We start from the raw sequence: 24,091 nt of genomic DNA, 5'->3' as shown, positions 1-24,091 counted from the left end.
GGAGAAAAAATGGCCGAGGACAGTCCTTTCACCGTCGACGCGGATTGGCTGCAGCAGCGCCTCGGCGAGCCGGGCCTGACGATCATCGACGCATCCTGGTATCTGCCGGCGCAAAAGCGCGATGCGCGCGGCGAATACGGCGCGGCCCACATTCCGGGCGCACGATTTCTGGACCAGGACGCGGTTTCGGACCCGGATTCGCCGCTGCCGCATACGCTGCCGTCACCGCAGCATTTTGCCCAGTATGTCGGATCGATGGGCGTTTCGGCCGACGACACCATCATCATCTATGATGGTCCGGGCTTCTTCTCGGCTCCTCGGGCGTGGTGGATGTTCCGGGTGATGGGCGTGTTCCAGACCTATATTCTGGACGGCGGTTTCGATGGCTGGAAAGCGGCCGGCCGGCCGGTAACGGCCGAACCGACCAGGATCGCGCCAAGTGTGTTTCATGCCGATTTCGACGCCGGTCGCGTCGCCAGCCTCGCCGACATGCGCCGGATCGTCGATACCGGGGAAAGCCAGATCGCCGACGCCCGTGGACCGGGCCGCTTTGCCGGCACGGAGCCCGAACCCCGCGCCGGTATCCGCTCTGGCCATATGCCTGGCGCGCGCAATCTGCCCTACTCGGCGCTGTCGGCAAACGGCGAGCTCTTGTCGAAGGACCGCTTGCGCAAGGTGATCGAGGCGGCCGGCATCGATCTGTCGAAACCCGTCATCACCTCGTGTGGTTCGGGCATTACAGCCGCGGTGGCGACGCTGGCGCTGGAAACGCTTGGCCATACCGACAACAAACTTTACGACGGCTCGTGGACGGAGTGGGGTGGGCTCTCCGACACGCCGGTCGTGACCGGCAAGGAATGAAGACGATGGAAAACGGTGCGCTGGAAGACATCGATGTCACGGTCACGTTCCTCGAAATGCATGTGCCTCCAGCCTATTCGCCGCCGGTGCCCTACAACCGTCAGGTCGCCCTGCTGAAGACCAAGGACATTCCCCTGCATTTCTACCGCTATTTGATGGATCGGGTGGGACGCAAATGGCACTGGGTGAACGTGCTGAGGCTGGATGACGAGGAGCTTTCGGCCGGCATCCACCGCGAGGACCGTGACATCAGAGTGCTCTACCTCGACGGCGCGCCGGCCGGCTTCTTCGACCTCAAGCCGCATCTGCCGGAAGAAGTCGAGCTCGCCTATTTCGGCATGATGGAACATGCGACCGGGCAAGGCATCGGCCGCTGGTTCCTGGGGGCGGCGATCGCAGCGGCGTGGTCGTACGGGCCGAAGCGGGTGACCGTGCAGACCTGCACACTCGATCATCCGGCGGCTTTGCCGCTCTACCAGAAGCTCGGCTTTGCGCCGGTGGCGCAAAAGAAGGAAATCGTGCATCCGCTGCCTTTCGGAGAACGCTCGGCCAGCGTCATGAGGCCGTGACATCAGCCAAAAATTCGAAGCATCCGTCACTGCGCAGGAATCGGGTGGGAAGCGTGGACTTGAGGGCATAATTTCCGGTGGACAACACCGGAGATCCCACCATGACCATTCAGTTCAAAGCGCTGCCGACCGAAAATGTCAGGGCATTGCAGCACGGCGGCTCGGATGCCTACGGCCAAACGCCCGAACGAAAGATTTCCGACGGCGATGGCATGCCTTGTCGGCACTGTCTGAAGAACATCGCCGCTGGCGACGTTTACCTCGTTCTGGCCTATCGGCCATTCCCGGAGCTTCAGCCTTATGCCGAAACCGGGCCGATCTTCTTGCATGCCGAAGAATGCGACCGCGCCGCCGAGAGCGAGGTGCTGCCCGAGATCCTGGAAAGCCCTGACTATATCGTGCGCGGCTACGGCAGGGACAATCGTATCGTCTACGGCAGCGGCGGCGTCATTCCGACCGCAGCAATTACAGCGCGGGCCGAGGCCCTCTTCGAGAGCGACGATATCGCCTACGTTCATGTCCGCTCGGCACGCAACAATTGCTACCAGTGTCGCATCGAGCGCGTCTGAGGCATTGGAACGCTGGGCGAGGGCTTGTCGTACTCCCGTCGCACAATCGCGCTAGAAAGCGATTGTCGATCGATTTGCCGACCGCGGATGAACCGGCGGCAAATCTCGATATCGAGGAAGCGGGGCTTTGGCTCCGCTTTTTTGTTGCCCAGCCTCGCGCTCAAGAAAACCTTCACGCCCAAGAAAAAACCCGCCGGCAAGAACCGGCGGGCTGACGGAGGAATTCTGAAGAAGAATCAGGCCGCGAGAACGGCTTTCGGCTCAACCAGTTCGTAGCCGAGCGCCTCGGCGACCGCGCGGTTGGTGATCTTGCCCTTGTGGACATTGAGGCCATTGCGCAGATGGTGGTCATCGACCAGCGCCTTCAGGCCCTTGTCGGCAAGCTGCAGGCCATAATGAAGCGTCGCGTTGTTGAGCGCGTGGGCCGACGTCACCGGTACCGCGCCGGGCATGTTGGCTACGCAGTAATGGATGACACCGTCAACCTCGTAGGTCGGGTCGGCATGGGTGGTGGCGTGCGAGGTCTCGAAGCAGCCGCCCTGGTCGATGGCGACGTCGACCAGCACGGAACCCTTCTTCATGCCGGACAGCATTTCGCGCGTGACGAGCTTCGGCGCCGCAGCGCCGGGGATCAGCACGGCGCCGACGACGATGTCGGCCGAGAAGCACTCTTCCTCGAGCGCCTCGACGGTCGAGTAACGGGTGTGCACGCGGCCGGTGAAGAGGTCGTCGAGCTGGCGCAGGCGCGGGATCGAGCGATCGATGATGGTGACGTCGGCACCAAGCCCCACCGCCATCCTGGCAGCATGCAGGCCTACGACGCCGCCGCCGAGCACGGTGACCTTGCCGGGCAGCACGCCGGGCACGCCGCCGAGCAGCACGCCGCGGCCGCCATTGGCCTTCTGCAGCGCCGTGGCACCAGCCTGGATCGACAGTCGTCCGGCGACTTCCGACATCGGCGCCAACAGCGGCAGGCCACCACGGTCGTCGGTCACGGTCTCGTAGGCTATTGCTGTCACGCCGGAAGCGAGCAGGCCCTTGGTCTGCTCCGGATCCGGAGCCAGGTGAAGATAGGTATAGAGAATCTGGCCTTCGCGAAGCTGCGCCCATTCGTTGGGCTGCGGCTCCTTGACCTTGACGATCATGTCCGACTTGGCGAACACATCGGCAGCCGTCTTGGCGATTGTCGCACCGGCAGCGCGATAGGCATTGTCATCGGCGCCGATGCCGGCGCCGGCGCCGGTCTCGACCAGCACTTCATGGCCGTGGGCGACATATTCGCGGACCGAGCCGGGCGTGAGGCCGACGCGATATTCGTGGTTCTTGATTTCCTTGGGGCAGCCGACGCGCATTTTCTTCTCCTGATCCGGCCCTTTTGGGCTCGTTCCCTGTATAGGTGGAGTGAACCACGAATCGCTGCGCAGGTGTTTGCGAATGCGCTTGCGCGAACAGCCAAGTTTCGATAATCGTTGCGCGAAATAGTGGGATATTCGCAGGATTCACGAAAAATGCCGCTCGACAGGATTGATATCGCCATTCTCGAGACTTTGCAGAAGGATGGCAGGATACCCAATGCTGCACTGGCCGAGAAGGTTGGCCTGTCGCAGTCAGCCTGTTCGCGCCGGCTCGACAATCTGGAGAAATCCGGAACCATCCGTGGCTACCATGCCCGGCTGTCCAATGCCGCACTGGGCCACCAGATGACGGCGATCGTGCATATTTCCCTGTCGGGACAGTTCGAGAAAACGCTGTCGGATTTCGAGGCGGCGATCAAGCGCTGCCCCAACGTGCTGTCCTGCCATCTGATGTCAGGCGAATATGATTACATCCTGCGCATCGCGGCCAAGGATCTGGTGGACTATGAGCGCATCCACAAGGAATGGCTGTCGGCGATGCCGCATGTGACCAAGATCAACTCGTCATTCGCCTTGCGTGAGATCGTCGATCGCACGGCGATGGGCATGAAGCCGGAAATGGCTTAACGCCAAAGGCATACCCGGACGTCCTTCCCAACATAGCATGCCCCTTCGCGGCGAAGGTCTTTCCAGCGTTCGTCACCGTGAGTTTCGGAAACGTCCGAGTTGCCATAGCCTTCCCAAAGATCACCATCCTTGTAGACAACTGCCCAGTAGTCTTTGGACATTTCACCAGCCCCACTATGCGTATCAGGATAGTCGATACCTGCAAAAACTTGCCGAGGCCCCTGGATATTAAAATCGCCGCCGTTCTCGATTTGATAGTAGCATCTTCCGGATATGCGAGTCTGACCGTCAACAGTAAGCAGGCAGCGGCCCCATTTATAGCCGCTCGGCAAACGATGCTGTAGTTGCGCCTGCGAAGGCGAAACGGAAAACGCAATTGCTAGGGCAGCCGCTATGGTTCGTCCGACCATCTTATCCTCCGTTGTGACGCAGCCAATCCTAGGAGCTACCGGACACTGTTGGATCCGCCCGGAGCGCATGTCGAAACGCCGCGGCATGGTTCCCTTAAAGATCAGACTATTTATCGACCAAATCGGATTTTTGTCACATGACATTTGCGCTGCTTCGCAGCGGAACAGAAATCCAGCCGGTCTCATTTTCCAAACAGGCTCTTAGGCCTCGGTGACGATCCGATCCATCGGGATGTCGTGCGGCTGCGGGTAGATGGTGGCGATACGCTGCAACTCATAGCCGACGCCGATCACCAGCGGCTTGAACGGCATCGCCGCCAGCGTGCGATCGAAGAACCCGCCGCCATAGCCCAGGCGGTAGTTTCTAGGATCGATGCCGACGATTGGCGCAATGACGATGTCCGGCAGCACCGGATCGCCCTCGGCCGGGATCGGGATGTTCCAGACACCTTTTTCCAGCCGGTCGCCCGGCGCGTAGGCGCGAAAGATAAGCGGCTGACCTTTCTCGATGACGACGGGCAGGGCGGTGCGGCCGCCGCGCGCATTGACGGACGCCATCCATGGCCGCAGGTCCGGCTCACCGCGAAACGGCCAGTAAAGACTGACCATGCGGCCGGCGATCTCGCCGACGATTGCGTCGAGACCTTCCGCAATGCGCTGCGACATCACCGTTCGCGCGTCGGCCGAAACGGCGAGACGCGCGGCGATCAGGCGTTCGCGCTCGGCCTTGCGCCAGCGCCGGACGTCGGTCCAGTCGGTTAGTGGTGTCTGAAACGCGGGATCGAGTTCATGCATGAAGCAGGGAGGAGAGGCATATTGCGCCGGACCTTGGTCGTCATGATTGCTAGCCATGCTTTACCTCATCGCGTATTTGATCACGCTATACCTCGTGACACGATACGACATGTGCGTTCACGACATAGAACGACGAGTCTCAGGCACCACCCCCGCGTTGCTGCGATGCACAAAAGTACCTACATCTAGCCTAGGCAATCTTGCCCGTTAGCGGTGAATGAGATGAACCAGGCCAGCCATCATGTCGTTGTTGTCGGCGCAGGTTTCGGCGGTCTCGAATTCACCCGAGCGCTTGCCGGTGCGCCGGTCAGCATCACCATGATCGACAAGCGTAATCATCACCTCTTCCAGCCGCTGCTCTACCAGGTGGCGACCACGGCGCTGGCGACGTCCGAAATTGCATGGCCGGTCCGCCACCTCCTGCGCAAGCGCAAGGATGTGACGACGCTGCTTGCCAATGTCGTCGGTGTCGACCGTGCCGGCAAACGCGTGCTGCTCGATGATGGCAATGCTGTCGCCTACGACACCCTGCTGCTCGCCACCGGTGCGCGCCACGCCTATTTCGGCCACGACGAATGGGAACCTTTCGCGCCGGGCCTGAAGACGCTGGAGGATGCCACCACGGTTCGGCGGCGCATTCTGCTGGCCTTCGAGAAGGCCGAGCGGGAGATCGATCCCGTCAAGCGCCAGGCGCTGCTGACCATTGCGATCGTCGGTGGCGGGCCGACCGGCGTCGAGCTTGCCGGCACCATCGTCGAACTGGCGCATGACACGCTGCGCGGTGAATTCCGCAACATCGATACACGGCAAACGCGTGTCGTGCTGATCGAGGCCGGCGACCGAATCCTGGCCAATTTCGCACCGAAACTTTCCGACTACGCGATGAAGGCGCTCGAGCGGCTCGGTGTGACCATCGAACTCGGCAGGGCTGTTACGCGGTGCGACGCCGAAGGCGTCGTCTTCGGCGACAAGCACTTGTCGGCAGGCACAATCCTGTGGGCAGCGGGCGTCGCCGCCTCGCCGGCCGCCGAGTGGCTCGGCGCGGCGGCGGATCGGGCAGGCAGGGTGCTCGTCGAGCCTGACTTGAGCGTGCCGGGCAGCCCGGAGATTTTCGTCGTCGGCGATGCCGCGCATGTGCTGCGGCCGGACGGGCGGCCCGTTCCCGGCGTGGCGCCGGCCGCCAAACAGCAGGGCCGCCATGTTGCCGCCACGCTGAAGGCGCGGCTTGCCGGCGACACCAGCCCACGGCCGTTCCGCTACCGGCATGACGGCGACCTCGCCACGATCGGCAAGCGCGCCGCCGTGATCGATTTCGGCTGGATCAAGCTGACCGGCTGGGCGGCATGGTGGCTGTGGGGCATAGCCCACATCTATTTCCTGATCGGCTTTCGCAACCGGCTTGCGGTTTCACTAAGCTGGCTATGGATCTACGCGACGGGCCAGCGCAGCGCGCGGCTGATCACCCAGGGCGACGACGACAAGGGCTGACTTCTTCTCCCCAGACCGTTCATCCGCACGTCATCTGTTGCTGATCGAGTGGCGGCGTTATGCGCTCGACTTCTTGAATGGACTCGGATGGGTTTCAGCGCCAAGTTCGCTGCGGGGCAGGGCTTGTCACTTTGTCGAAGGAGAAAACATGTCTCGACTGCTCCATCCTGTCTCCCGCCGCGATCTCCTTGGCGGTGCCGCCGCCGCAGGAGCGATGATCATGTTGCATCCGTTCTCCGCCCGCGCCCAGGCCAACCAGGCCCATCTTCGGATCATGGAAACCACCGACATCCATGTGAACGTGCTGCCTTACGATTACTACGCCGACAAAGCGAACGACACGATGGGCCTGTCGCGCACGGCTTCCCTGATCGACGCAGTGCGCAAGGAAGCCGTCAATTCGATGCTCATCGACAATGGCGACCTGCTGCAGGGCAATCCGATGGGCGACTACATCGCCTATGAGAGGGGCATGAAGGACGGCGACCTGCATCCGATCATGAAGGCCATGAACCTGCTCGGCTATGAATGCTCGACGCTGGGCAACCACGAGTTCAACTACGGCCTGTCGTTCATGGACAAGGTGCTGGCTGGCGCCAATTTCCCCTTTGTCTGCGCCAATTTGATCCGTGGCACCGAGCTTGCCGCGAACCCACGCGACGACAAGCTTTATCTCAAGCCCTATGTCATCCTCGACAGGAAGATCAAGGACGGGTCAGGCGCCGAGCAGCCGATCAGGATCGGCATCATCGGCTTCGTGCCGCCGCAGATCATGGTCTGGGATCTCAAGAATCTGGAGGGCAACGTCAAGACGCGCGACATCGTCCAGGCGGCCAAGGCCTGGGTGCCGCAGATGAAGGAGGAAGGCGCCGACATCGTGATTGCGCTCTCGCATTCCGGCATCGACGTGAAGCAGGGCGACATGATGGAAAACGCATCGTTCTTCGTCGCCGGTGTCGACGGAATCGATGCGCTATTCACCGGCCACCAACATCTGGTTTTTCCCGGCAAGAAGGACTTCCAGTCGCTGGACGGCGTCGACACGCAAAAAGGCACGCTGCAGGGCAAGCCCGCCGTGATGGGCGGCTTCTGGGGCTCGCATATGGGGTTGGTCGACCTGATGCTGGAGCGCGACGGGTCGAGATGGAAGGTCGTTTCCGCCACCTCCGAGGCGCGGCCGATCTTCGAACGCGTGGACAACAAGGCCAAGCCGATCGTCCCCGACGACAAGCGCATCATCGCGGCACTCGAACAGGACCACCAGGCAACTCTGGCCTATGTGCGCCGCCCCGTCGGCAAGACCTCGGCGCCGCTCTATTCCTATTTCGCGCTGGTCGCCGACGATCCGTCGGTGCAGGTCGTCAGCCAGGCGCAGACCTGGTACCTGAAGGATATTCTCAAGAACACGCAATGGAAGGACGTGCCGCTGCTGTCGGCCGCCGCACCCTTCAAGGCCGGCGGACGCAGCGGCGCCGACTACTATACCGACGTGCCGGCGGGCGACATCGCCATCAAGAACGTCGCCGATCTCTACCTCTACCCGAACACCGTGCGGGCCGTCGAAATCACCGGCGCACAGGTGAAGGAGTGGCTGGAAATGTCGGCCGGCATCTTCAACCGGATCGAACCGGGCAAGGCCGACCAGGCCCTCATCAACACCGACTTCCCGTCCTACAATTTCGACGTCATCGACGGCGTGACCTACAAGATAGACCTGTCGCAGCCGCCGAAATACGATGCCAAGGGCGGACTGGCGAATGCCGGCGCCAATCGCATCGTCGACTTGATGTTTGGCGGCAAGCCAATTGATCCCAAACAGAAATTTGTCGTTGCGACCAACAACTACCGTGCCGGCGGTGGCGGCAATTTCCCCGACATCAATGCCTCGAAGATCATCTACGAGGCGCCGGACACCAATCGCGACGTCATCGTTCGCTACATCGTGAGCGAGGGCACGATCAATCCGTCGGCGGACGGCAACTGGTCGTTCGCGCCGCTGCCTGGAACCAGCGTCGTGTTCGAGACCGGCGCTAAGGCAAAGGATTTCATTACCGAGGTGAGGTCGCTGAAGATCGAGCCGGTAGGAGAGGGCGAAGCGGGATTTGCGAAATACCGAATCCTTCTCTGACCGTCGGCATAGGTCCGCGCCGGTACGGCAGCGTGGATCTATGCCTTGTAGACCACCTGGCGCACGTCGATATAGCTGGCGCGGAAGCCGGCCTCGCAATAATGCAGGTAGAATTCCCAGAGCTTCTTGAAGCGGTCGTCGAAGCCGAGCGGGACGATCTTTTCCCATGACGCCCAGAACCGGTTGCGCCATTCGGCGAGCGTGCGCGCGTAGTCGTCCGGAAACACCCGCTCGCGCAGATGGGCAAGCCCATGATCGTTGCCGAGTGCCTTCAGGATCGACGGCGTCGGCAGCATGCCACCCGGAAAAACATAGCGCTGGATGAAATCCGGCCTTGCGCGATACGTGTCGTAGGCGGCTTCGTTGATGGTGATGATCTGCAGGCCCGCGGTGCCGCCGGGCCTCAGGCAGGCTTTCATCTTGCCGAAGAACACCGGCCAGTACTTCTCGCCGACCGCCTCGAACATCTCGATCGAGGCGATGCGGTCGTAGGTGCCGGTTTCGTCGCGATAGTCCTGCAGCTTGATGTCGACCTTGTCGGCAAGCCCGGCCTTGGCGAGGCGCGCCTTGGCGAAGTCGTGCTGCTCGCGGCTGATCGTCAGCCCGGTCACACGGCAGCCGATCTCGCGAGCCGCGAATTCGGCGAAGCCGCCCCAGCCGCAGCCGATCTCCAGCACGTGATCCTTCGGCCCGATCCCCGTATCCTTGGCCAGTGCGCGATATTTGGCGGCCTGGGCGCTTTCGAGGTCGTTGGCGCCGGTGGCATAGAGTGCCGAGGAATAGGTCATGCTCGGATCGAGCCATTCCTTGTAGAAGGCGTTGCCGAGATCGTAATGCGCCGAAATATTGCGCTTCGAGCCGGTGCGCGTGTTCTCGTTGAACCAATGCCGGATGCGCTGGACGGTGTTGATGAGCCAGCTGGCGCCGCCCGCAACACGTTCGCCGATCGCCGAATTGATCACGAACAGCTCCAGGAAGCTGGTGACGTCAGGGCTTTCCCAATCGCCGTCCATGTAGGATTCGGCAAGGCCGATCGTGCCGCCGGAAAAGGCACGGCCGGGCAAGCGCCAGTTCTTGAGCACCAGTTCGGCGTCCGGGCCTGGTCCCTTGCCACCGACCAGGACGGCGCGTCCGTCCGGCATCCTGACCTTCAGCGATCCCCGCGGCAGGTTCATCGCCGCCGACAGCACCATGCGCGCCTTCGCCGGCAAGCCCTTGACGATCTCAGCGAAATTGAATTCGTCCAGCCTGACCGCGTCGCTCAACGCCAGACCATGATGTTCCTTGTTTGTCATCTCACGCCCCTGCGCTTCCGCGGCGTCGGCGCAAATTGCCGAGCCTCGGTTCTCGCGGTTCATTCGCCGGGTTCGAACGCCATTGCCTGATCCCGGCTGTTGACCGGTTTCGGCGACAGGAGGGCTCGAACGAAAGCGCGCGCCCTTTAACCAGAGCTTCAGCGCTACCCAGTGAATCCCTGCGACAATCTTCCACGTCATGAGGGGGAACATCAAGAGGCAGGCTGCAAGCCGGGCTGTGCCAAGTGGAGGCGCTCGCCGTCGTGGATCTGGCTTCTACACAGCAAAGGCCGAACACGCCTAAAACGCCTATGGTTGCAACCGTGCTTGTGCGATAGCTTTGGCCATGCGTTATGTGATCGTCATTGCTGCCATCACCTTTTTCCTGATCTGGGACGGCCTCTACAATCAGGGCCGGTATCTCGACACGGCGGTAAGGGGTGTCACGCACGTCGTGCGATCCGTCACCGGCGAGAGCTAGCGCCCATCCGCATGAGGCGCTGCCGCGACATCCTTGTCGATTGACGCGGCCGTCCTGTCGTCACAAAAGACCCCGGCGCTTAATGCATGTCGTCCAAAAGTGGCCCGGTCTTGGGGCAACGACATGCATAGAGACAAAGACCCGAAGCGCGTCGCCCGACGCGCTTTCGATCGAGGAGGCGGCGTTGATCCGGCATATCGTTTTCTTCAGCGCGCGGCGTAAAGAGGATGTGGAGGCCGTTCGCACCGGCCTGCAGGCGCTCGGCAACATTCCCCATTCCAGCCTCTTCGAGGTGACCATCAACACAAAGGTGGACCCGCTGTCGGACGAGATCGATGTGGTCGTCTATGCCGAGTTCGCCGATGACGCGGCGTTGGCCGCCTACAAGGCGCACCCGCTCTATGGGCAGACGACCAGCAAGGTCAAACCATTGCGCGAGCTGCGTTATTCCGCCGATGTCGTGGCCGGCGCCTGATTGAGACTTGAACCGGTTTGCGGAATGATGCACATCGCGCCTGCATGAATCGAACAACAGCCGCCGGCACTCATCCGCTCGATCATCTGGTGCTGCCGACACAGAACCTCGATGTGGCACGAGCCCGGCTTACCGCGCTTGGCTTCGTGGTTGCCCCGACCGGCATTCATCCCTTCGGGACCGAAAACTGTTGTGTTTTCCTCGCCGACGGCACCTATCTCGAGCCGCTCGTGGTCGGCGACGAACAGGCCGCGACGGCGGCCATTGCCAAGGGCAATGTTTTCGTCGCGCGCGACCGTATCTATCGCAACAGGCACGGTGACGAGGGGTTTTCCGCCGTGGTCCTGGGGACCAGCAACGCAGATGCCGACCAGGCACGCTATGTCGAAGCCGGCATCTCCGCGGGAGACATGCTGGGCTTTTCGCGCGCGTTCACCGACACGGCGGGTAAAAGCGACATTGCATCGTTCAAGCTCGCCTTTGCATCCGATAGCAACGCTACGGATGCTTTCCTGTTTGCCTGCGAACGGGTCAACGCGCCGAAAGTGGATCGGACGGCCTTGCAGGCGCACGCTAACGGCGCCACGGGAATTGTCGAGATCGTGGCGGTCAGCGACCGGCCCGCCGAGCAGCGCCGGCTGATCTCCTTGGCGGTGGACGATCCGGCCGCCAGCGGGCAAGGCGGCGCGTTTCACTTGCCGAATGTAACCTTGAGTGTGCTTGCCCCGACGTCTTTCACCGCACGCTTTGGCTTGCCTGCCGACGCGCCGACGGACCTGCGCTTCGCCGCCGTGGTCTTTTCGGTCCGCAGCGCCGATATCGCCTCGAGGCTGCTTGCAGCCAACTCCGTCAAACACGATATAGCGGGCAATGATATTGTCGTGCAGCCGGCATCCGGACAGGGCGCGGCTTTCATCTTCCGGGAGATCCAATGAGCAAGCCCCTGGCGCCCAATTCGTCGGTAACCGTCGGCAATGTCGTCTTCGATAACAACGCGGCCTTGTCGCTGATCGCTGGTCCTTGCCAGTTTGAATCGCGCCAGCATGCCTTCGACATGGCCGGCGCGCTGAAGGAACTGACCGGAAAACTTGGAATAGGCCTCGTCTACAAGACCAGCTACGACAAGGCCAACCGCACCTCGCTGTCGGCGACGCGCGGCGCGGGCATGGAAGCGGCACTTCCCGTCTTCGACGAACTGCGCAAGGAATTTTCGCTGCCGGTGCTGACCGATGTCCACACCGAGGAACAGTGCGCGATCGTCGCGCCGCATGTCGATGTCCTGCAGATTCCGGCCTTCCTGTCGCGCCAGACCGACATGCTGGTCGCCGCCGCCAGGACCGGCAAGGTGATCAACGTGAAGAAGGGGCAGTTCCTGGCTCCCTGGGACATGAAGAACGTGGTTGCCAAGATCACCGGTTCCGGCAACGCCAATGTTTTGACCACGGAACGCGGCGCGTCGTTCGGCTACAACACGCTGGTGTCCGACATGCGCGCTCTGCCTATCATGGCCGAGATCGGCGCGCCGGTGATCTTCGACGCCACGCATTCGGTTCAGCAGCCAGGCGGGCAGGGCGGCTCTTCTGGCGGCGAGCGCCGCTTTGTCGAGACGCTGGCCCGGGCGGCTGTCGCCGTCGGTGTGGCCGGTGTGTTCATCGAGACCCACCAGGATCCGGACAATTCGACCTCTTCCGATGGCCCGAACATGGTGCCGCTGAAGGATATGCCGGCACTGCTGGAAAGACTCATGGCATTCGATCGTATCGCCAAGGGTCACTGAAGCGTCCTACGGGCGTTCCCGCGTCGGTTACTGACAATGGCCCCATGGCCCCGGCGCTTGTGGAAGACATAAGCCGGCTGTACGCTCGCCTCGCAAATGAGCGTTTTGGCAGGAGGAAGCCATGTCTGTCGCCCGCGTCACCGAAATCACCTCATCGTCGAAGAAGAGCTTTCAGGACGCCATCGAGAAGGGGATTGCGCGTGCCGCAAAGACCTTGAAGAACGTCGAAGGCGCCTGGATCCAGGACCAGAAGATCGTCGTCGAGGACGGCAAGATCGCTGCCTATCGCGTCAACATGAAGGTCACCTTCATCCTCGCGGACTAACCGGCTGCCGCCGAAAAAGTCGGGAACTTTMGCCCGCGCCCCTCATTGTCAAAGCATGGATCAACGACAATGAGGAGCACATCATGACAACCCAGACAGGCCACACCGAAGCCATYGCCGCTTCGCGCGTCATCCGCACGTCCGTCTACAACACCGAGGGCAGGAGCATCGGCAGCATCGAGGACATCATGCTCGATAAGACCTCGAACGGCATCATGTTCGCGGTGATCGGCTTCGGCGGTTTTCTCGGCATCGGCGAGAAGTACCACGCCATTCCGTGGGCCAGCCTCGACTATGACGAGGACAAGGGTGGCTATGTCGTTCCGTTCTCCAAGGAACAGCTGAAGGCAGCACCCGCTTATTCGATCAATGAACTGGCCGGCGCGGATGGCGAGACGGCGCGCGACGCGTCCTATGATTACTACAAGGTCACGCCTTACTGGCATTGACGCCTGCAAACAAAAGGCCCCGTTCAGACGGGGCCTTTTGGATTCGATGCAGCGCCTATTCGCTGACATGCAAGGCCGGTAGCGGCCCTGCTGCCTTGGGTGGCGATTGCTGATTGTCGCACGACGTCAGAAACGCCGCCGCGATCAGGAACAGACTCACGATACCACTCAACTGGGACATGGCGAAACTCCTCCTGTTTCGCCCCGCGCACCCGCACCATAGCCGGAAGTACATCCGCCGCACATGACTTATGATGACAGCGATTTGCGCTTCGTGAATCGCCTGATGCATATCGCCACAAAGTAGTCCCCGGTTTTGAGACACCGCATGCGGCGCCTGACTCCGTTCAGGCGCGGCGCGCGTTCGGCTGACGCCACGGCAATAATTGCGACCGGGCCGATTGCCTTTTGCGGCACTTTGGCTAAGACGTGCGCGACCCTTCTTCAGATCAATCGAGGACATCGCAATGACCGCCATCATCGACATTGTCGGGCGTGAAATCCTGGACAGCCGTGGAAATCCGACCGTCGAGGTCGATGTCGTTCTCGAAGATGGCTCGATGGGCCGCGCTGCGGTGCCGTCGGGCGCCTCGACCGGCGCCCACGAGGCCGTCGAACTGCGCGACGGCGGCGCCCGCTATCTCGGCAAGGGCGTGCTCAAGGCTGTCGAAGCCGTGAATGGCGAGCTGTTCGAGGCGATCGGCGGCATGGAAGCCGAAAACCAGATCCATATCGACCAGACCATGATCGAGCTCGACGGAACGCCCAACAAGAGCCGGCTCGGCGCCAACGCCATCCTTGGCGTCTCGCTGGCCGTGGCCAAGGCCGCGGCCGATGCCGCCGGCCTGCCGCTCTACCGTTATGTCGGCGGTACCAAGGCGCATGTCCTGCCGGTGCCGATGATGAACATCATCAATGGCGGCGCCCATGCCGACAACCCGATCGACTTCCAGGAATTCATGATCCTGCCGATCGGCGCGCCGACGCTGCGCGAAGGTGTTCGCTGGGGTTCGGAAATCTTCCACACGCTGAGGAAGAAACTGAAGGATGCCGGCCACAACACCAATGTCGGCGACGAGGGCGGCTTTGCCCCGAACCTGAAGAGCGCGCCTGTGGCGCTCGACTTCATCATGGAATCGATCGAGAAAGCCGGCTTCAAGCCCGGCGAAGAGATCGCGCTCGGCCTCGACTGCGCCGCGACCGAGTTCTTCAAGGACGGCAACTACGTCTACGAGGGCGAGAAGAAGACCCGCGATCCCAAGGCCCAGGCCAAGTACCTGGCCAAGCTCGCCGCCGACTATCCGATCATCTCGATCGAGGACGGCCTTGCCGAGGACGACTGGGAAGGCTGGAAGTATCTGACCGACTTGATCGGGAAGAAGACCCAGCTGGTCGGCGACGACCTGTTCGTCACCAACACGGCACGGCTGCGTGACGGCATCCGCATGGGCGTCGCCAATTCGATCCTGGTCAAGGTCAACCAGATCGGTTCGTTGACGGAAACGCTCGACGCCGTCGAGACCGCGCACAAGGCCGGCTACACCGCCGTCATGTCGCACCGCTCGGGCGAAACCGAGGATTCGACCATCGCCGATCTCGCCGTTGCCACCAATTGCGGACAGATCAAGACCGGCTCGCTGTCGCGCTCGGACCGCATGGCCAAGTACAACCAGCTGATCCGCATCGAGGAAGAACTCGGCAAGCAGGCGAGCTACGCCGGCAAGTCAGTGGTCAAGGGCTGATCCGGAAAACACCCAGGCATGGGATATCGATGAAGGGCGGGAGCATTCCCGCCCTTTTTCATTTCGGTCTCGCGCAGCCGGTCATCCGTAACCGTCCGTTAAGCACAATCGGGCGAAAAAGATGGGGAGCCGTAGGAGTTCGCGGCCGCGAGGACTTGGATATGTGGACGCGTCAGCACAAGCAGAGAAACACCGGCCGGTTGATCATTCCCTCGCTCTGCGTGGCGTTCCTCGCCTATTTCGGCTTTCATGCCTACCATGGCGAATTCGGCATCAACTCGAAATATCAGCTGGAAGCCCAGACGGTTGCGCTGCAAGGTCAGCTCGACGCGATCAAGGCACGCCGGATGGAGCTCGAACGGCGCGTTCGGCTCATGCATGAAGGGTCGATCGAGAAGGACATGCTCGACGAGCAGGCGCGCAAGGCGCTCAATCTGTCCCAGGCTGACGAAATCACCATCATGTTGCCGGTCTCGGCGAAGTAACCAGTTTTCAGTTAATAGCCAATATTTTCAATGATTTTAATCGCTTAGACGCATGTGAGCTATGCAATTTCGGCATGGCATAACGCTCTAGCGCGTGTTAGCCTCTCCAAAATCGGTGGGGAGGAGCTGATCTCCCCAGGGCGGATTTGATCCTGCCCTAATGTCCGCAAAGAGACGCCAACAGGGAGTGATGCATGGCCACCGCAGCCAGAAAAGCGCCTGCCAAATCCAAATCCGACGGCAAGATGGGGCTTTCGGCCCCCAAGCCTGCAGAATTCACCAAGGATGAAGAGCTTGCCGCCTACCGGCACATGCTGCTTATCCGCCGTTTCGAGGAAAAGGCCGGCCAGCTTTACGGCATGGGCTTCATCGGTGGTTTCTGCCATCTCTATATCGGCCAGGAAGCGGTCGTCACCGGCATGAAGATGGCCCTGATCCAGGGCGACCAGATGATCACCGCCTATCGCGACCACGGCCACATGCTGGCGATGGAGCTTTCACCGCGTGGCGTCATGGCTGAGCTGACCGGACGTCGTGGCGGCCTGTCCAGGGGCAAGGGCGGCTCCATGCACATGTTCTCCAAGGAGAAGCATTTCTACGGCGGCCACGGCATCGTCGGCGCGCAGGTGTCGCTCGGCACTGGTCTGGCCTTCGCCAATCGCTACCGCGACAACAACAATGTGTCGCTGACCTATTTCGGCGATGGTGCGGCCAACCAGGGCCAGGTCTATGAAAGCTTCAACATGGCCTCGCTGTGGAAGCTGCCGGTTATCTACATCATCGAGAACAACCGCTATGCCATGGGCACTTCTGTCTCGCGCTCGTCGGCGGAGACGGACTTTTCGCATCGCGGCGCCTCGTTCAAGATTCCCGGGCTCCAGGTCGACGGCATGGATGTCCGCGCCGTCAAGGCTGCGGGCGATCTGGCCACCGAATGGTGCCGCGCCGGCAACGGCCCGCTGATCCTCGAGATGCAGACCTATCGCTATCGCGGCCACTCGATGTCCGACCCGGCGAAGTACCGTTCCAAGGAAGAAGTACAGAAGATGCGCTCCGAGCATGACCCGATCGAGCAGGTCAAGGCGCGGCTGATAGAGAAGAAGTGGGCGACCGAGGACGAACTGAAGACCGTCGACAAGGAGGTTCGCGATGTCGTCGCGGATGCCGCCGAATTTGCCCAGAACGACGCGGAGCCGGATCCGTCCGAGCTCTGGACCGATATCGTATTGTAACGGGAGGGCAAGGACATGCCGATCGAAATTCTCATGCCCGCTCTCTCGCCGACCATGGAAGAGGGCAATCTTTCCAAGTGGTTGAAGAACGAGGGCGACAAGGTCGTCGCCGGTGACGTCATCGCCGAGATCGAAACCGACAAGGCGACGATGGAAGTTGAAGCCGTCGATGAAGGCACGCTTGCCAAGATCGTGGTTCCTGCCGGCACCGAAGGCGTCAAGGTCAATGCAGTAATCGCCGTACTCGCGGTTGACGGCGAAGACGTCGACAAGGCCGGCGAAGGCATCGGCGAAGAGCCCCCGAGGGCTGAAACAGCGGCGCCTGCGCCGGCGGCAGCCAAAAGCGAGGCCTCAGCACCGGTCGCAGCCGCCCCGAAGACGGAAATCGCCGGCGATCCGGATATTCCGGCCGGGACGGAAATGGTCTCGACCACCGTGCGCGAAGCGCTGCGTGATGCGATGGCCGAGGAAATGCGCCGCGACGGCGATGTCTTCGTCATGGGCGAGGAGGTTGCCGAATACCAGGGCGCCTACAAGATCACGCAGGGACTGCTGCAGGAGTTCGGGCCGCGGCGCGTCGTCGACACGCCGATCACCGAGCATGGCTTTGCCGGCGTCGGCGTCGGCGCGGCGATGGCCGGCCTGAAGCCGATCGTCGAGTTCATGACCTTCAACTTCGCCATGCAGGCGATCGACCAGATCATCAACTCGGCTGCCAAGACGCTCTATATGTCGGGCGGCCAGATGGGCGCGCCGATCGTGTTCCGTGGACCGAACGGCGCCGCCGCTCGCGTCGCAGCCCAGCATTCGCAGTGCTATGCCGCTTGGTACAGCCACATTCCCGGCCTCAAGGTCGTGATGCCCTACACCGCTGCCGATGCCAAGGGCCTGCTGAAGGCGGCGATCCGCGATCCCAACCCGGTTATCTTCCTCGAGAACGAAATCCTCTACGGTCATTCCTTCGATGTGCCGAAGCTGGATGATTTCGTGCTGCCGATCGGCAAGGCGCGCATCCACAAGACCGGCAAGGACGTCACCATCGTCTCCTTCGGCATCGGCATGACCTATGCGGTCAAGGCTGAAGCCGAGTTGCGCGGCATGGGCATCGACGCCGAGATCATCGACCTCAGGACCATCCGCCCGCTCGACCTCGACACGGTCATCGCCTCGGTCAAGAAGACCAACCGGCTGATCGTCGTGGAAGAGGGATATCCGCAGAGTTCGGTCGGCGATCACATCGCCAACCAGGTGTCGCAGCGTGCCTTCGATTTCCTTGACGCCCCGGTCATCACCATTGCCGGCAAAGACGTGCCGATGCCGTATGCGGCGAACCTCGAAAAGCTGGCATTGCCGAATGTCGGCGAGGTCATCGAGGCGGTCAAAGCCGTCACGTATCGCTGAACCGGGCGGGAGGACAAAATGCCAATCAACATCACCATGCCGGCCCTGTCGCCCACGATGGAAGAGGGCAATCTGTCAAAGTGGCTGGTCAAGGAGGGCGACAAGGTTTCGCCCGGCGATGTCATTGCTGAGATCGAGACCGACAAGGCAACGATGGAAGTCGAGGCTGTCGACGAGGGCACGGTTGCAAAGCTAGTCGTTCCGGCCGGCACCGAGGGCGTCAAGGTTAATGCGCTGATCGCCGTGCTCGCTGCCGAAGGCGAGGACGCCGGCGTCGCCGCGAACAGCGGTGGCGCTGCTGCGGCAGCGAAAGCGGAAGCGCCGAAAACGGAGGCTCCGAAGGCGGAAGTACCAAGGACTGAGGCGCCAAAGGCCGAGCCTTCGCCTGCATCCAAGGCAGTAGCGGGTCCGGCCGCCAACGGCCATGCCTCTGGCGAGCGCACCTTTGCGTCGCCGCTCGCGCGCCGCATCGCTAAGGAAGCCGGTGTCGATGTGGCTGCCGTGACCGGCACCGGCCCGCATGGCCGGGTGGTGAAAGCCGACGTCGATGCGGCGATTGCCGGTGGCGGCGCCAAGCCTGCTGCCAAGGCAGCGCCCGCAGGCGCTCCGGCGGCTGCGGCTGCTGCTGCCGCGCCGGTGAAGTCGATGTCGGACGAGCAGGTGCTGAAACTGTTCGAGCAAGGCTCCTACGAACTCGTCCCGCACGACAATATGCGCAAGACCATCGCGCGCCGCCTGGTCGAGGCCAAGTCCACCATCCCGCATTTCTACCTGACACTCGACTGCGAACTCGATGCGCTCTTGGCATTGCGCACGCAGATCAATGCGGCAGCGCCAGTCAAGAAGACYGAAAAGGGTGACGTGCCGGCCTACAAGCTGTCGGTCAACGACATGGTGATCAAGGCAATGGCGCTGGCGCTGAAGGCGGTGCCGGATGCCAATGCATCATGGACCGAAAGCGCCATGGTCAAGCACAAGCATGCTGATGTCGGCGTTGCGGTGTCGATCCCGGGCGGCCTGATCACGCCGATCATCCGCAAGGCGGACGAAAAGACGCTGTCCACCATCTCCAACGAGATGAAGGACCTGGCCAGCCGGGCGCGCAGCCGCAAGTTGAAGCCGGAAGAGTATCAGGGCGGCACCACAGCGGTATCGAACCTCGGCATGTTCGGCATCAAGGACTTTGCTGCGGTGATCAACCCGCCGCATGCGACGATCCTGGCGGTCGGCGCCGGCGAGGAGCGGGCGGTGGTCAAGAATGGCGAGATCAAAATCGCCACCGTGATGTCGGTGACGCTGTCGACCGACCATCGCGCCGTTGATGGTGCGCTGGGGGCCGAATTGCTGGTTGCCTTCAAACGCCTGATCGAGAACCCGATGGGCATGCTGGTCTAGGAAGGGAAAGGGCGGTGCGGACATTCTTCACCAGCCTTTTCGCTTTCATTCTTTCCGGTTTGGCCGGCGGGCTGGTCGCGCAGTGGTTGGCCATCGCCACTGGCGCCGAGGAAGAATACATCCTCGTTTTCATGTTCTCGGTGCTGGTGACCTTCATGGTTACCTTCGTCTTCTTCGTGGCGCAGTTCATGACGGATCCGGTCGCGGCGGTGGCCAGGACGGGTAAGTGGCTGCTGATCATGTTTGCGGTGTTGCTTGCCCTGCTGGTCGCGCTTGTCCTCTACGCCGACAGCGGTGCCGTGGTGGTGAAGAAGGACATTCCCATGGTGGTCGGCTTTGGCCTGCCGGGGCTGGTGACTGTCGTTGTGCAATGGCTGTTCGTGCGCTGGCGGATGAGACGCGGTTTGATCAAGGCACAGGTGGGTGTGGGTGCATGAAGACAGTTCTGTGCTACGGCGATTCGCTGACCTGGGGACATAACCCGGAGACTTTGGGTCGACATGAACATGAAGACCAGTGGCCAACCACACTGGCGAGAGCGCTCGGACCGAGCTTCCACGTCATTGCCGAGGGACTGGGCGGCCGCACCACGGCCTACGACGACTTCTTGTCGGGCGCGGACCGAAACGGCGCCCGGATATTGCCGACGATCCTGAGCACGCATTCGCCGATCGATCTGATCGTCATCATGCTTGGCTCCAACGACATGAAGCCGTCGATTCATGGCAGCGCGGTCATAGCGTCCTATGGCATGCGACGCCTCGTCGAAATCGTGCGGGGGCACGCCTATCCATTCGGCGGTGCCGCCCCCAGGATTATCCTGGTTGCGCCGCCGCATATCGTGGAAACCCGCAAGGTGGACTACGCCGAAATGTTGGGAACGGGTGCAATCGAGTCGCCCAAGCTCGCCGGCTTTTATCAAACCGCCGCCAACGAGATGGGCTGCGGCTTTTTTGATGCAGCGAGCGTCGCTAGATGTACACCGCTCGACGGCGTCCATCTCGATGCCGAAAATACGCGCAACATCGGCAAGGCATTAGCGCCCCTCGTGCGCGGCATGCTGGAATCGTGAATCAAGGAGAAAATCGTGGCTGAGAACTACGACGTCATCATCATCGGCTCCGGCCCGGGCGGCTATGTCACGGCGGTACGTTCCGCCCAGCTTGGCTTCAAGACGGCGATCGTCGAGCGCGAGCATCTCGGTGGCATCTGCCTCAACTGGGGTTGCATTCCGACCAAGGCGCTGCTGCGCTCGGCCGAGATCATGCATTATTCGGATCACCTGAAGGATTACGGGCTGAAGCTCGACGGCAAGGTCAGCGTCGACACGGCTGCCGTGGTCGACCGTTCGCGAAAAGTCTCGCTGCGTCTCAATGGCGGCGTTGCCTTCCTGATGAAGAAGAACAAGGTCGACGTGATCTGGGGCGAAGCCAACCTCTCGAAGCCAGGTGAGATCGTCGTGTCCAAGACGGCCAAGACGCCGATGGAGCCGCAGCCGCCGGTGCCGAAAGGCGTCAAGGGCGAGGGCACCTACACCGCCAAGCACATCATTCTGGCGACCGGCGCCCGGCCGCGCGCGCTGCCCGGCATCGAGCCGGATGGCAAGCTCATCTGGACCTACTTCGAGGCCATGGTGCCGAAGGAGATGCCGAAATCGCTGCTGGTCGTGGGTTCAGGCGCCATCGGCATCGAATTCGCCTCCTTCTACCGCACCATGGGCGCCGAAGTGACGGTTGTCGAACTCCTGCCTGCGGTGATGCCGGTCGAGGACGCCGAAGTCTCGAAATTCGCCCAAAAGCAGTTCGAGAAGCAAGGCATGAAGATCATTCTCGAGGCCAAGGTGACCAAGGTCGAGAAGGGCGCGAACTCGGTCACCGCGCATGTCGAGATGAAGGACGGCAAAGTCGAGAAGATCACCGCCGACCGCATGATCTCGGCCGTCGGCGTGCAGGGCAACATCGAAAACCTCGGGCTTGAGGCGCTCGGCGTGAAGACCGACCGCGGCTGCATCGTCGTCGACGGCTACGGCAAGACCAATGTGCCCGGCATTTATGCCATCGGCGATGTCGCCGGCCCGCCGATGCTTGCCCACAAGGCAGAGCATGAGGGCGTGGTGTGCGTCGAAAAGATTGCCAACTTTCCCGGCGTGCATGCCACCGACAAGCTCAAGATTCCGGGCTGCACCTACTGCAATCCGCAGGTCGCCTCCGTCGGCCTGACGGAGGCCAAGGCCAAGGCCGAGGGCTGGGATATCCGAGTCGGACGTTTCCAGTTCGCCGCCAACGGCAAGGCCATCGCGCTTGGCGAGGACCAGGGCTTCGTGAAGACCATCTTCGACAAGAAGACAGGTCAGCTGCTCGGCGCGCATTTGGTCGGCGCCGAGGTGACCGAACTGATCCAGGGCTTTGTCGTGGCGATGAACCTGGAGACGACCGAGGAAGAATTGATGCACACCATCTTCCCGCATCCCACGCTCTCGGAAATGATGAAGGAAAGCGTGCTCGACGCCTATGGCCGGGCGCTCAACGCGTGATAAATCAGGACCGCGGGTAATCGATGGAACCCGGCGGCAAGGATGTTCGTTTGCGGATGCATTTTCACCCATCACACAAGGAGAGGGCATATGCACTTGAATGGCGTCGGTTGGATAGCAGCAATCATTATCGGCGGCCTGGCAGGCTGGCTCGCCGAAATGGTCATGAAGAGCAACACCGGGATCTTCATGAATATTGTTCTGGGCATCGTCGGTGCGATCGTGCTGAACGCCATCCTGCAGGCGCTCAACGTCGGTGTCTTCGGCATCGGCTGGACGGCCTATCTGATCACCGGCTTTATCGGCGCCTGCCTGCTGATCTGGGTCGGACGCCTGGTGCGCCGTTAACATCGTTGAACAACTGCTATGCGAAAAGGGCTGCCGCGGCATGCGCTGCGGCGGCCTTTTTCTTTGAGTTGAAAAGTCTTAGATGACGTTATGACAGCGAAAGCCGGACTGGCTGTCGCGAACAAACCAGGTTTCCAGATGGTCACTGTCCTCGATACGATTGCCAACGCACCGCGCTTGCGGCACCCGGAAAAGGCGCACAAGCCCGATCAGGACGTGCTGCGCAAGCCCGACTGGATCCGCGTCAAGGCGCCGGTCTCGAAGGGCTATGCCGAGACCCGCGAGATCGTGAAGTCGCACAAGCTGGTGACCGTCTGCGAAGAGGCCGGCTGCCCCAACATCGGTGAGTGCTGGGAGAAGAAGCACGCCACCTTCATGATCATGGGCGAGATCTGCACACGCGCCTGCGCCTTCTGCAACGTCGCCACCGGCATCCCGACCGCACTCGATCCCGACGAACCGGCCCGCGTCGCGCACGCGGTCAAGCAGATGGGCCTGACCCATGTCGTCATCACCTCGGTCGACCGCGACGATCTCGCCGACGGCGGTGCGCAGCATTTTGCGGAGGTCATCCGCGCCATCAGGGCGGCGACCCCGTTGACGACGATCGAAATCCTGACGCCCGATTTCCTGCGTAAGGAAGGCGCACTGGAGATCGTCGTGGCGGCCAAGCCCGACGTCTTCAACCACAATCTCGAGACCGTGCCGTCGAACTATCTGACGGTTCGTCCGGGCGCCCGCTATTTCCATTCAATCCGGCTGTTGCAGCGGGTCAAGGAACTCGACCCGTCGATCTTCACCAAGTCCGGCATCATGGTGGGCCTGGGCGAAGAGCGGAACGAAATCCTGCAATTGATGGACGATCTGCGCTCGGCCAATGTCGACTTCATGACCATCGGCCAGTATCTGCAGCCGTCCAAGAAGCACCATCCGGTGATCCGCTTCGTCACCCCGGAGGAGTTCAAATCCTTCGAGACGATCGGCCGGACCAAGGGTTTTCTGCTGGTGGCGTCGAGCCCGCTGACGCGCTCGTCGCACCACGCCGGCGACGATTTCGCTAGGCTGCGTGCGGCGCGGGAAGCGCTTCTCAAGAAATCGCTCTAATGCATGTCGCCCAAAAGTGACCTCGGTTTTGGGAGAACGACATGCATAAAAACAAGGAATCCAAAGCGCGTCGCATGAATCCGTTTCAACGCAACGCGCTTTAGGGCCGGTTTATGCCGAAATTCGAAGCCACCCGCCGGGTTGCMCATACGCCGCAACAGATGTTCGCACTGGTTGCCGATATCGAGGCCTATCCGCAGTTCCTGCCGCTTTGCGAAGCGCTGACGGTGCGCTCGCGCAAGGAGCG

At 61.7% G+C, this 24,091-nt stretch carries 29 protein-coding genes and 1 pseudogene; 24 read left to right on the top strand and 6 right to left on the bottom strand.

Annotation, left to right across the window (positions count from 1 at the left end):
- The first annotated feature begins 9 nt into the window (after positions 1-9).
- From sseA to AC1D0I_RS21565, 4 genes are all read left to right on the top strand, one after another.
- Complete coding sequence (sseA, locus tag AC1D0I_RS21580) at positions 10-861, top strand: 3-mercaptopyruvate sulfurtransferase (RefSeq protein ID WP_477397585.1); 852 nt, start codon at positions 10-12, stop codon at positions 859-861.
- A 5-nt stretch (positions 862-866) separates the two neighbouring features.
- Positions 867-1,430, top strand: coding sequence for a GNAT family N-acetyltransferase (locus tag AC1D0I_RS21575; RefSeq protein WP_095091816.1), 564 nt, complete (start codon positions 867-869; stop codon positions 1,428-1,430).
- A 101-nt stretch (positions 1,431-1,531) separates the two neighbouring features.
- Positions 1,532-1,999 (top strand): DUF1203 domain-containing protein, encoded by a 468-nt coding sequence (locus tag AC1D0I_RS21570; RefSeq protein WP_477397583.1) that lies wholly within the window; start codon positions 1,532-1,534, stop codon positions 1,997-1,999.
- Between the two features lie 62 nt (positions 2,000-2,061).
- Positions 2,062-2,214, top strand: a complete 153-nt coding sequence (locus AC1D0I_RS21565) for a hypothetical protein (RefSeq protein WP_477290573.1) — start codon at positions 2,062-2,064, stop codon at positions 2,212-2,214.
- Positions 2,215-2,235: 21 nt separating this feature from the next.
- On the opposite strand, the gene ald is transcribed toward AC1D0I_RS21565, so the two are convergent.
- The gene (gene ald / locus AC1D0I_RS21560) at positions 2,236-3,351 is read right to left on the bottom strand and encodes an alanine dehydrogenase (RefSeq protein WP_477397581.1); all 1,116 of its coding nucleotides are present in this window, start codon (positions 3,349-3,351) and stop codon (positions 2,236-2,238) included.
- Positions 3,352-3,507: 156 nt separating this feature from the next.
- On the opposite strand from ald, the gene AC1D0I_RS21555 reads away from it, so the two are divergent.
- A complete protein-coding gene (locus AC1D0I_RS21555; protein WP_010909317.1) occupies positions 3,508-3,981 on the top strand; it encodes an Lrp/AsnC family transcriptional regulator in 474 nt (157 codons plus the stop codon).
- Here AC1D0I_RS21555 and AC1D0I_RS21550 read toward each other — a convergent pair.
- Both AC1D0I_RS21550 and AC1D0I_RS21545 read right to left on the bottom strand, forming a co-directional pair.
- Positions 3,978-4,391 (bottom strand): hypothetical protein, encoded by a 414-nt coding sequence (locus AC1D0I_RS21550; protein ID WP_477397579.1) that lies wholly within the window; start codon positions 4,389-4,391, stop codon positions 3,978-3,980. The genes AC1D0I_RS21555 and AC1D0I_RS21550 overlap by 4 nt on opposite strands.
- Positions 4,392-4,592: 201 nt before the next feature.
- On the bottom strand, positions 4,593-5,243 hold the full coding sequence (locus AC1D0I_RS21545; protein ID WP_095091637.1) for a 5-formyltetrahydrofolate cyclo-ligase: 651 nt from the start codon (positions 5,241-5,243) through the stop codon (positions 4,593-4,595).
- A gap of 165 nt (positions 5,244-5,408) precedes the next feature.
- Between AC1D0I_RS21545 and AC1D0I_RS21540 the strand changes: the two genes are divergently transcribed.
- Together AC1D0I_RS21540 and AC1D0I_RS21535 are read left to right on the top strand one after the other, a co-directional pair.
- Complete coding sequence (locus tag AC1D0I_RS21540; RefSeq protein ID WP_477397577.1) at positions 5,409-6,674, top strand: NAD(P)/FAD-dependent oxidoreductase; 1,266 nt, start codon at positions 5,409-5,411, stop codon at positions 6,672-6,674.
- A gap of 148 nt (positions 6,675-6,822) precedes the next feature.
- A complete protein-coding gene (locus AC1D0I_RS21535; RefSeq protein WP_477397575.1) occupies positions 6,823-8,802 on the top strand; it encodes a bifunctional 2',3'-cyclic-nucleotide 2'-phosphodiesterase/3'-nucleotidase in 1,980 nt (659 codons plus the stop codon).
- Positions 8,803-8,840: 38 nt separating this feature from the next.
- Here AC1D0I_RS21535 and AC1D0I_RS21530 read toward each other — a convergent pair whose 3' ends face one another.
- Both AC1D0I_RS21530 and AC1D0I_RS21525 read right to left on the bottom strand, forming a co-directional pair.
- Positions 8,841-10,097: a class I SAM-dependent methyltransferase gene (locus tag AC1D0I_RS21530; RefSeq protein ID WP_477397573.1), complete on the bottom strand. Its 1,257-nt coding sequence runs from the start codon at positions 10,095-10,097 to the stop codon at positions 8,841-8,843.
- Positions 10,098-10,229: 132 nt separating this feature from the next.
- Positions 10,230-10,337 (bottom strand): annotated as a pseudogene (locus AC1D0I_RS21525) (DUF1365 family protein); the annotation flags it as partial.
- Positions 10,338-10,443: 106 nt separating this feature from the next.
- On the opposite strand from AC1D0I_RS21525, the gene AC1D0I_RS21520 reads away from it, so the two are divergent.
- The 6 genes from AC1D0I_RS21520 (at position 10,444) to AC1D0I_RS21495 (ending at position 13,604) form a co-directional block, all read left to right on the top strand.
- Positions 10,444-10,578: a hypothetical protein gene (locus tag AC1D0I_RS21520; protein WP_280952844.1), complete on the top strand. Its 135-nt coding sequence runs from the start codon at positions 10,444-10,446 to the stop codon at positions 10,576-10,578.
- A gap of 184 nt (positions 10,579-10,762) precedes the next feature.
- Positions 10,763-11,053 carry a Dabb family protein gene (locus AC1D0I_RS21515; RefSeq protein ID WP_457153997.1) on the top strand — a complete coding sequence of 97 codons (291 nt, stop codon included), beginning with the start codon at positions 10,763-10,765 and terminating at the stop codon, positions 11,051-11,053.
- A gap of 44 nt (positions 11,054-11,097) precedes the next feature.
- Positions 11,098-11,988, top strand: a complete 891-nt coding sequence (locus AC1D0I_RS21510) for a VOC family protein (RefSeq protein WP_477397571.1) — start codon at positions 11,098-11,100, stop codon at positions 11,986-11,988.
- Positions 11,985-12,830, top strand: coding sequence for a 3-deoxy-8-phosphooctulonate synthase (kdsA, locus tag AC1D0I_RS21505; protein ID WP_457153995.1), 846 nt, complete (start codon positions 11,985-11,987; stop codon positions 12,828-12,830). The genes AC1D0I_RS21510 and kdsA overlap by 4 nt, the downstream gene beginning before the upstream one ends.
- Before the next feature lie 121 nt (positions 12,831-12,951).
- Positions 12,952-13,155 (top strand): dodecin family protein, encoded by a 204-nt coding sequence (locus AC1D0I_RS21500; RefSeq protein ID WP_436260047.1) that lies wholly within the window; start codon positions 12,952-12,954, stop codon positions 13,153-13,155.
- An 83-nt stretch (positions 13,156-13,238) separates the two neighbouring features.
- Entirely contained in the window at positions 13,239-13,604 is a 366-nt protein-coding gene (locus tag AC1D0I_RS21495; RefSeq protein ID WP_477397570.1) for a PRC-barrel domain-containing protein, read from the top strand.
- A gap of 55 nt (positions 13,605-13,659) precedes the next feature.
- Here the strand turns inward: AC1D0I_RS21495 and AC1D0I_RS21490 are convergent, their stop codons facing one another.
- Complete coding sequence (locus tag AC1D0I_RS21490; RefSeq protein ID WP_095091814.1) at positions 13,660-13,785, bottom strand: hypothetical protein; 126 nt, start codon at positions 13,783-13,785, stop codon at positions 13,660-13,662.
- Between the two features lie 286 nt (positions 13,786-14,071).
- Here AC1D0I_RS21490 and eno point away from each other — a divergent pair, with 286 nt between their 5' ends.
- From eno to AC1D0I_RS21435, 11 genes are all read left to right on the top strand, one after another.
- The gene (gene eno, locus AC1D0I_RS21485) at positions 14,072-15,346 is read left to right on the top strand and encodes a phosphopyruvate hydratase (RefSeq protein ID WP_184874324.1); all 1,275 of its coding nucleotides are present in this window, start codon (positions 14,072-14,074) and stop codon (positions 15,344-15,346) included.
- A 161-nt stretch (positions 15,347-15,507) separates the two neighbouring features.
- The gene (locus AC1D0I_RS21480; RefSeq protein WP_184874323.1) at positions 15,508-15,831 is read left to right on the top strand and encodes an FtsB family cell division protein; all 324 of its coding nucleotides are present in this window, start codon (positions 15,508-15,510) and stop codon (positions 15,829-15,831) included.
- Positions 15,832-16,025: 194 nt separating this feature from the next.
- A complete protein-coding gene (gene pdhA, locus AC1D0I_RS21475) occupies positions 16,026-17,063 on the top strand; it encodes a pyruvate dehydrogenase (acetyl-transferring) E1 component subunit alpha (RefSeq protein WP_477227108.1) in 1,038 nt (345 codons plus the stop codon).
- A 15-nt stretch (positions 17,064-17,078) separates the two neighbouring features.
- On the top strand, positions 17,079-18,464 hold the full coding sequence (locus AC1D0I_RS21470; protein ID WP_477397568.1) for a pyruvate dehydrogenase complex E1 component subunit beta: 1,386 nt from the start codon (positions 17,079-17,081) through the stop codon (positions 18,462-18,464).
- Between the two features lie 18 nt (positions 18,465-18,482).
- A complete protein-coding gene (locus AC1D0I_RS21465; protein ID WP_477397566.1) occupies positions 18,483-19,859 on the top strand; it encodes a pyruvate dehydrogenase complex dihydrolipoamide acetyltransferase in 1,377 nt (458 codons plus the stop codon).
- A 14-nt stretch (positions 19,860-19,873) separates the two neighbouring features.
- Positions 19,874-20,296: a hypothetical protein gene (locus AC1D0I_RS21460; protein WP_477397564.1), complete on the top strand. Its 423-nt coding sequence runs from the start codon at positions 19,874-19,876 to the stop codon at positions 20,294-20,296.
- On the top strand, positions 20,293-20,931 hold the full coding sequence (locus AC1D0I_RS21455) for an SGNH/GDSL hydrolase family protein (RefSeq protein ID WP_477397562.1): 639 nt from the start codon (positions 20,293-20,295) through the stop codon (positions 20,929-20,931). Before AC1D0I_RS21460 ends, AC1D0I_RS21455 begins: the two co-directional genes overlap by 4 nt.
- A 15-nt stretch (positions 20,932-20,946) precedes the next feature.
- Positions 20,947-22,392, top strand: a complete 1,446-nt coding sequence (lpdA, locus tag AC1D0I_RS21450) for a dihydrolipoyl dehydrogenase (protein ID WP_477397560.1) — start codon at positions 20,947-20,949, stop codon at positions 22,390-22,392.
- 90 nt (positions 22,393-22,482) lie between these two features.
- Entirely contained in the window at positions 22,483-22,740 is a 258-nt protein-coding gene (locus AC1D0I_RS21445) for a GlsB/YeaQ/YmgE family stress response membrane protein (protein WP_095091622.1), read from the top strand.
- Between the two features lie 138 nt (positions 22,741-22,878).
- Complete coding sequence (gene lipA, locus AC1D0I_RS21440) at positions 22,879-23,844, top strand: lipoyl synthase (protein WP_379025166.1); 966 nt, start codon at positions 22,879-22,881, stop codon at positions 23,842-23,844.
- Between the two features lie 113 nt (positions 23,845-23,957).
- On the top strand, positions 23,958-24,091 hold a 134-nt coding region (locus AC1D0I_RS21435), incomplete at its 3' end, for a type II toxin-antitoxin system RatA family toxin (protein WP_477397622.1).

The sequence above is a fragment of the Mesorhizobium sp. P2_D1 genome (genome assembly GCF_056404455.1).
The sequence above is the reverse complement of the archived record's forward strand: the minus strand, read 5'-3'. Positions and strand labels throughout refer to the sequence as shown.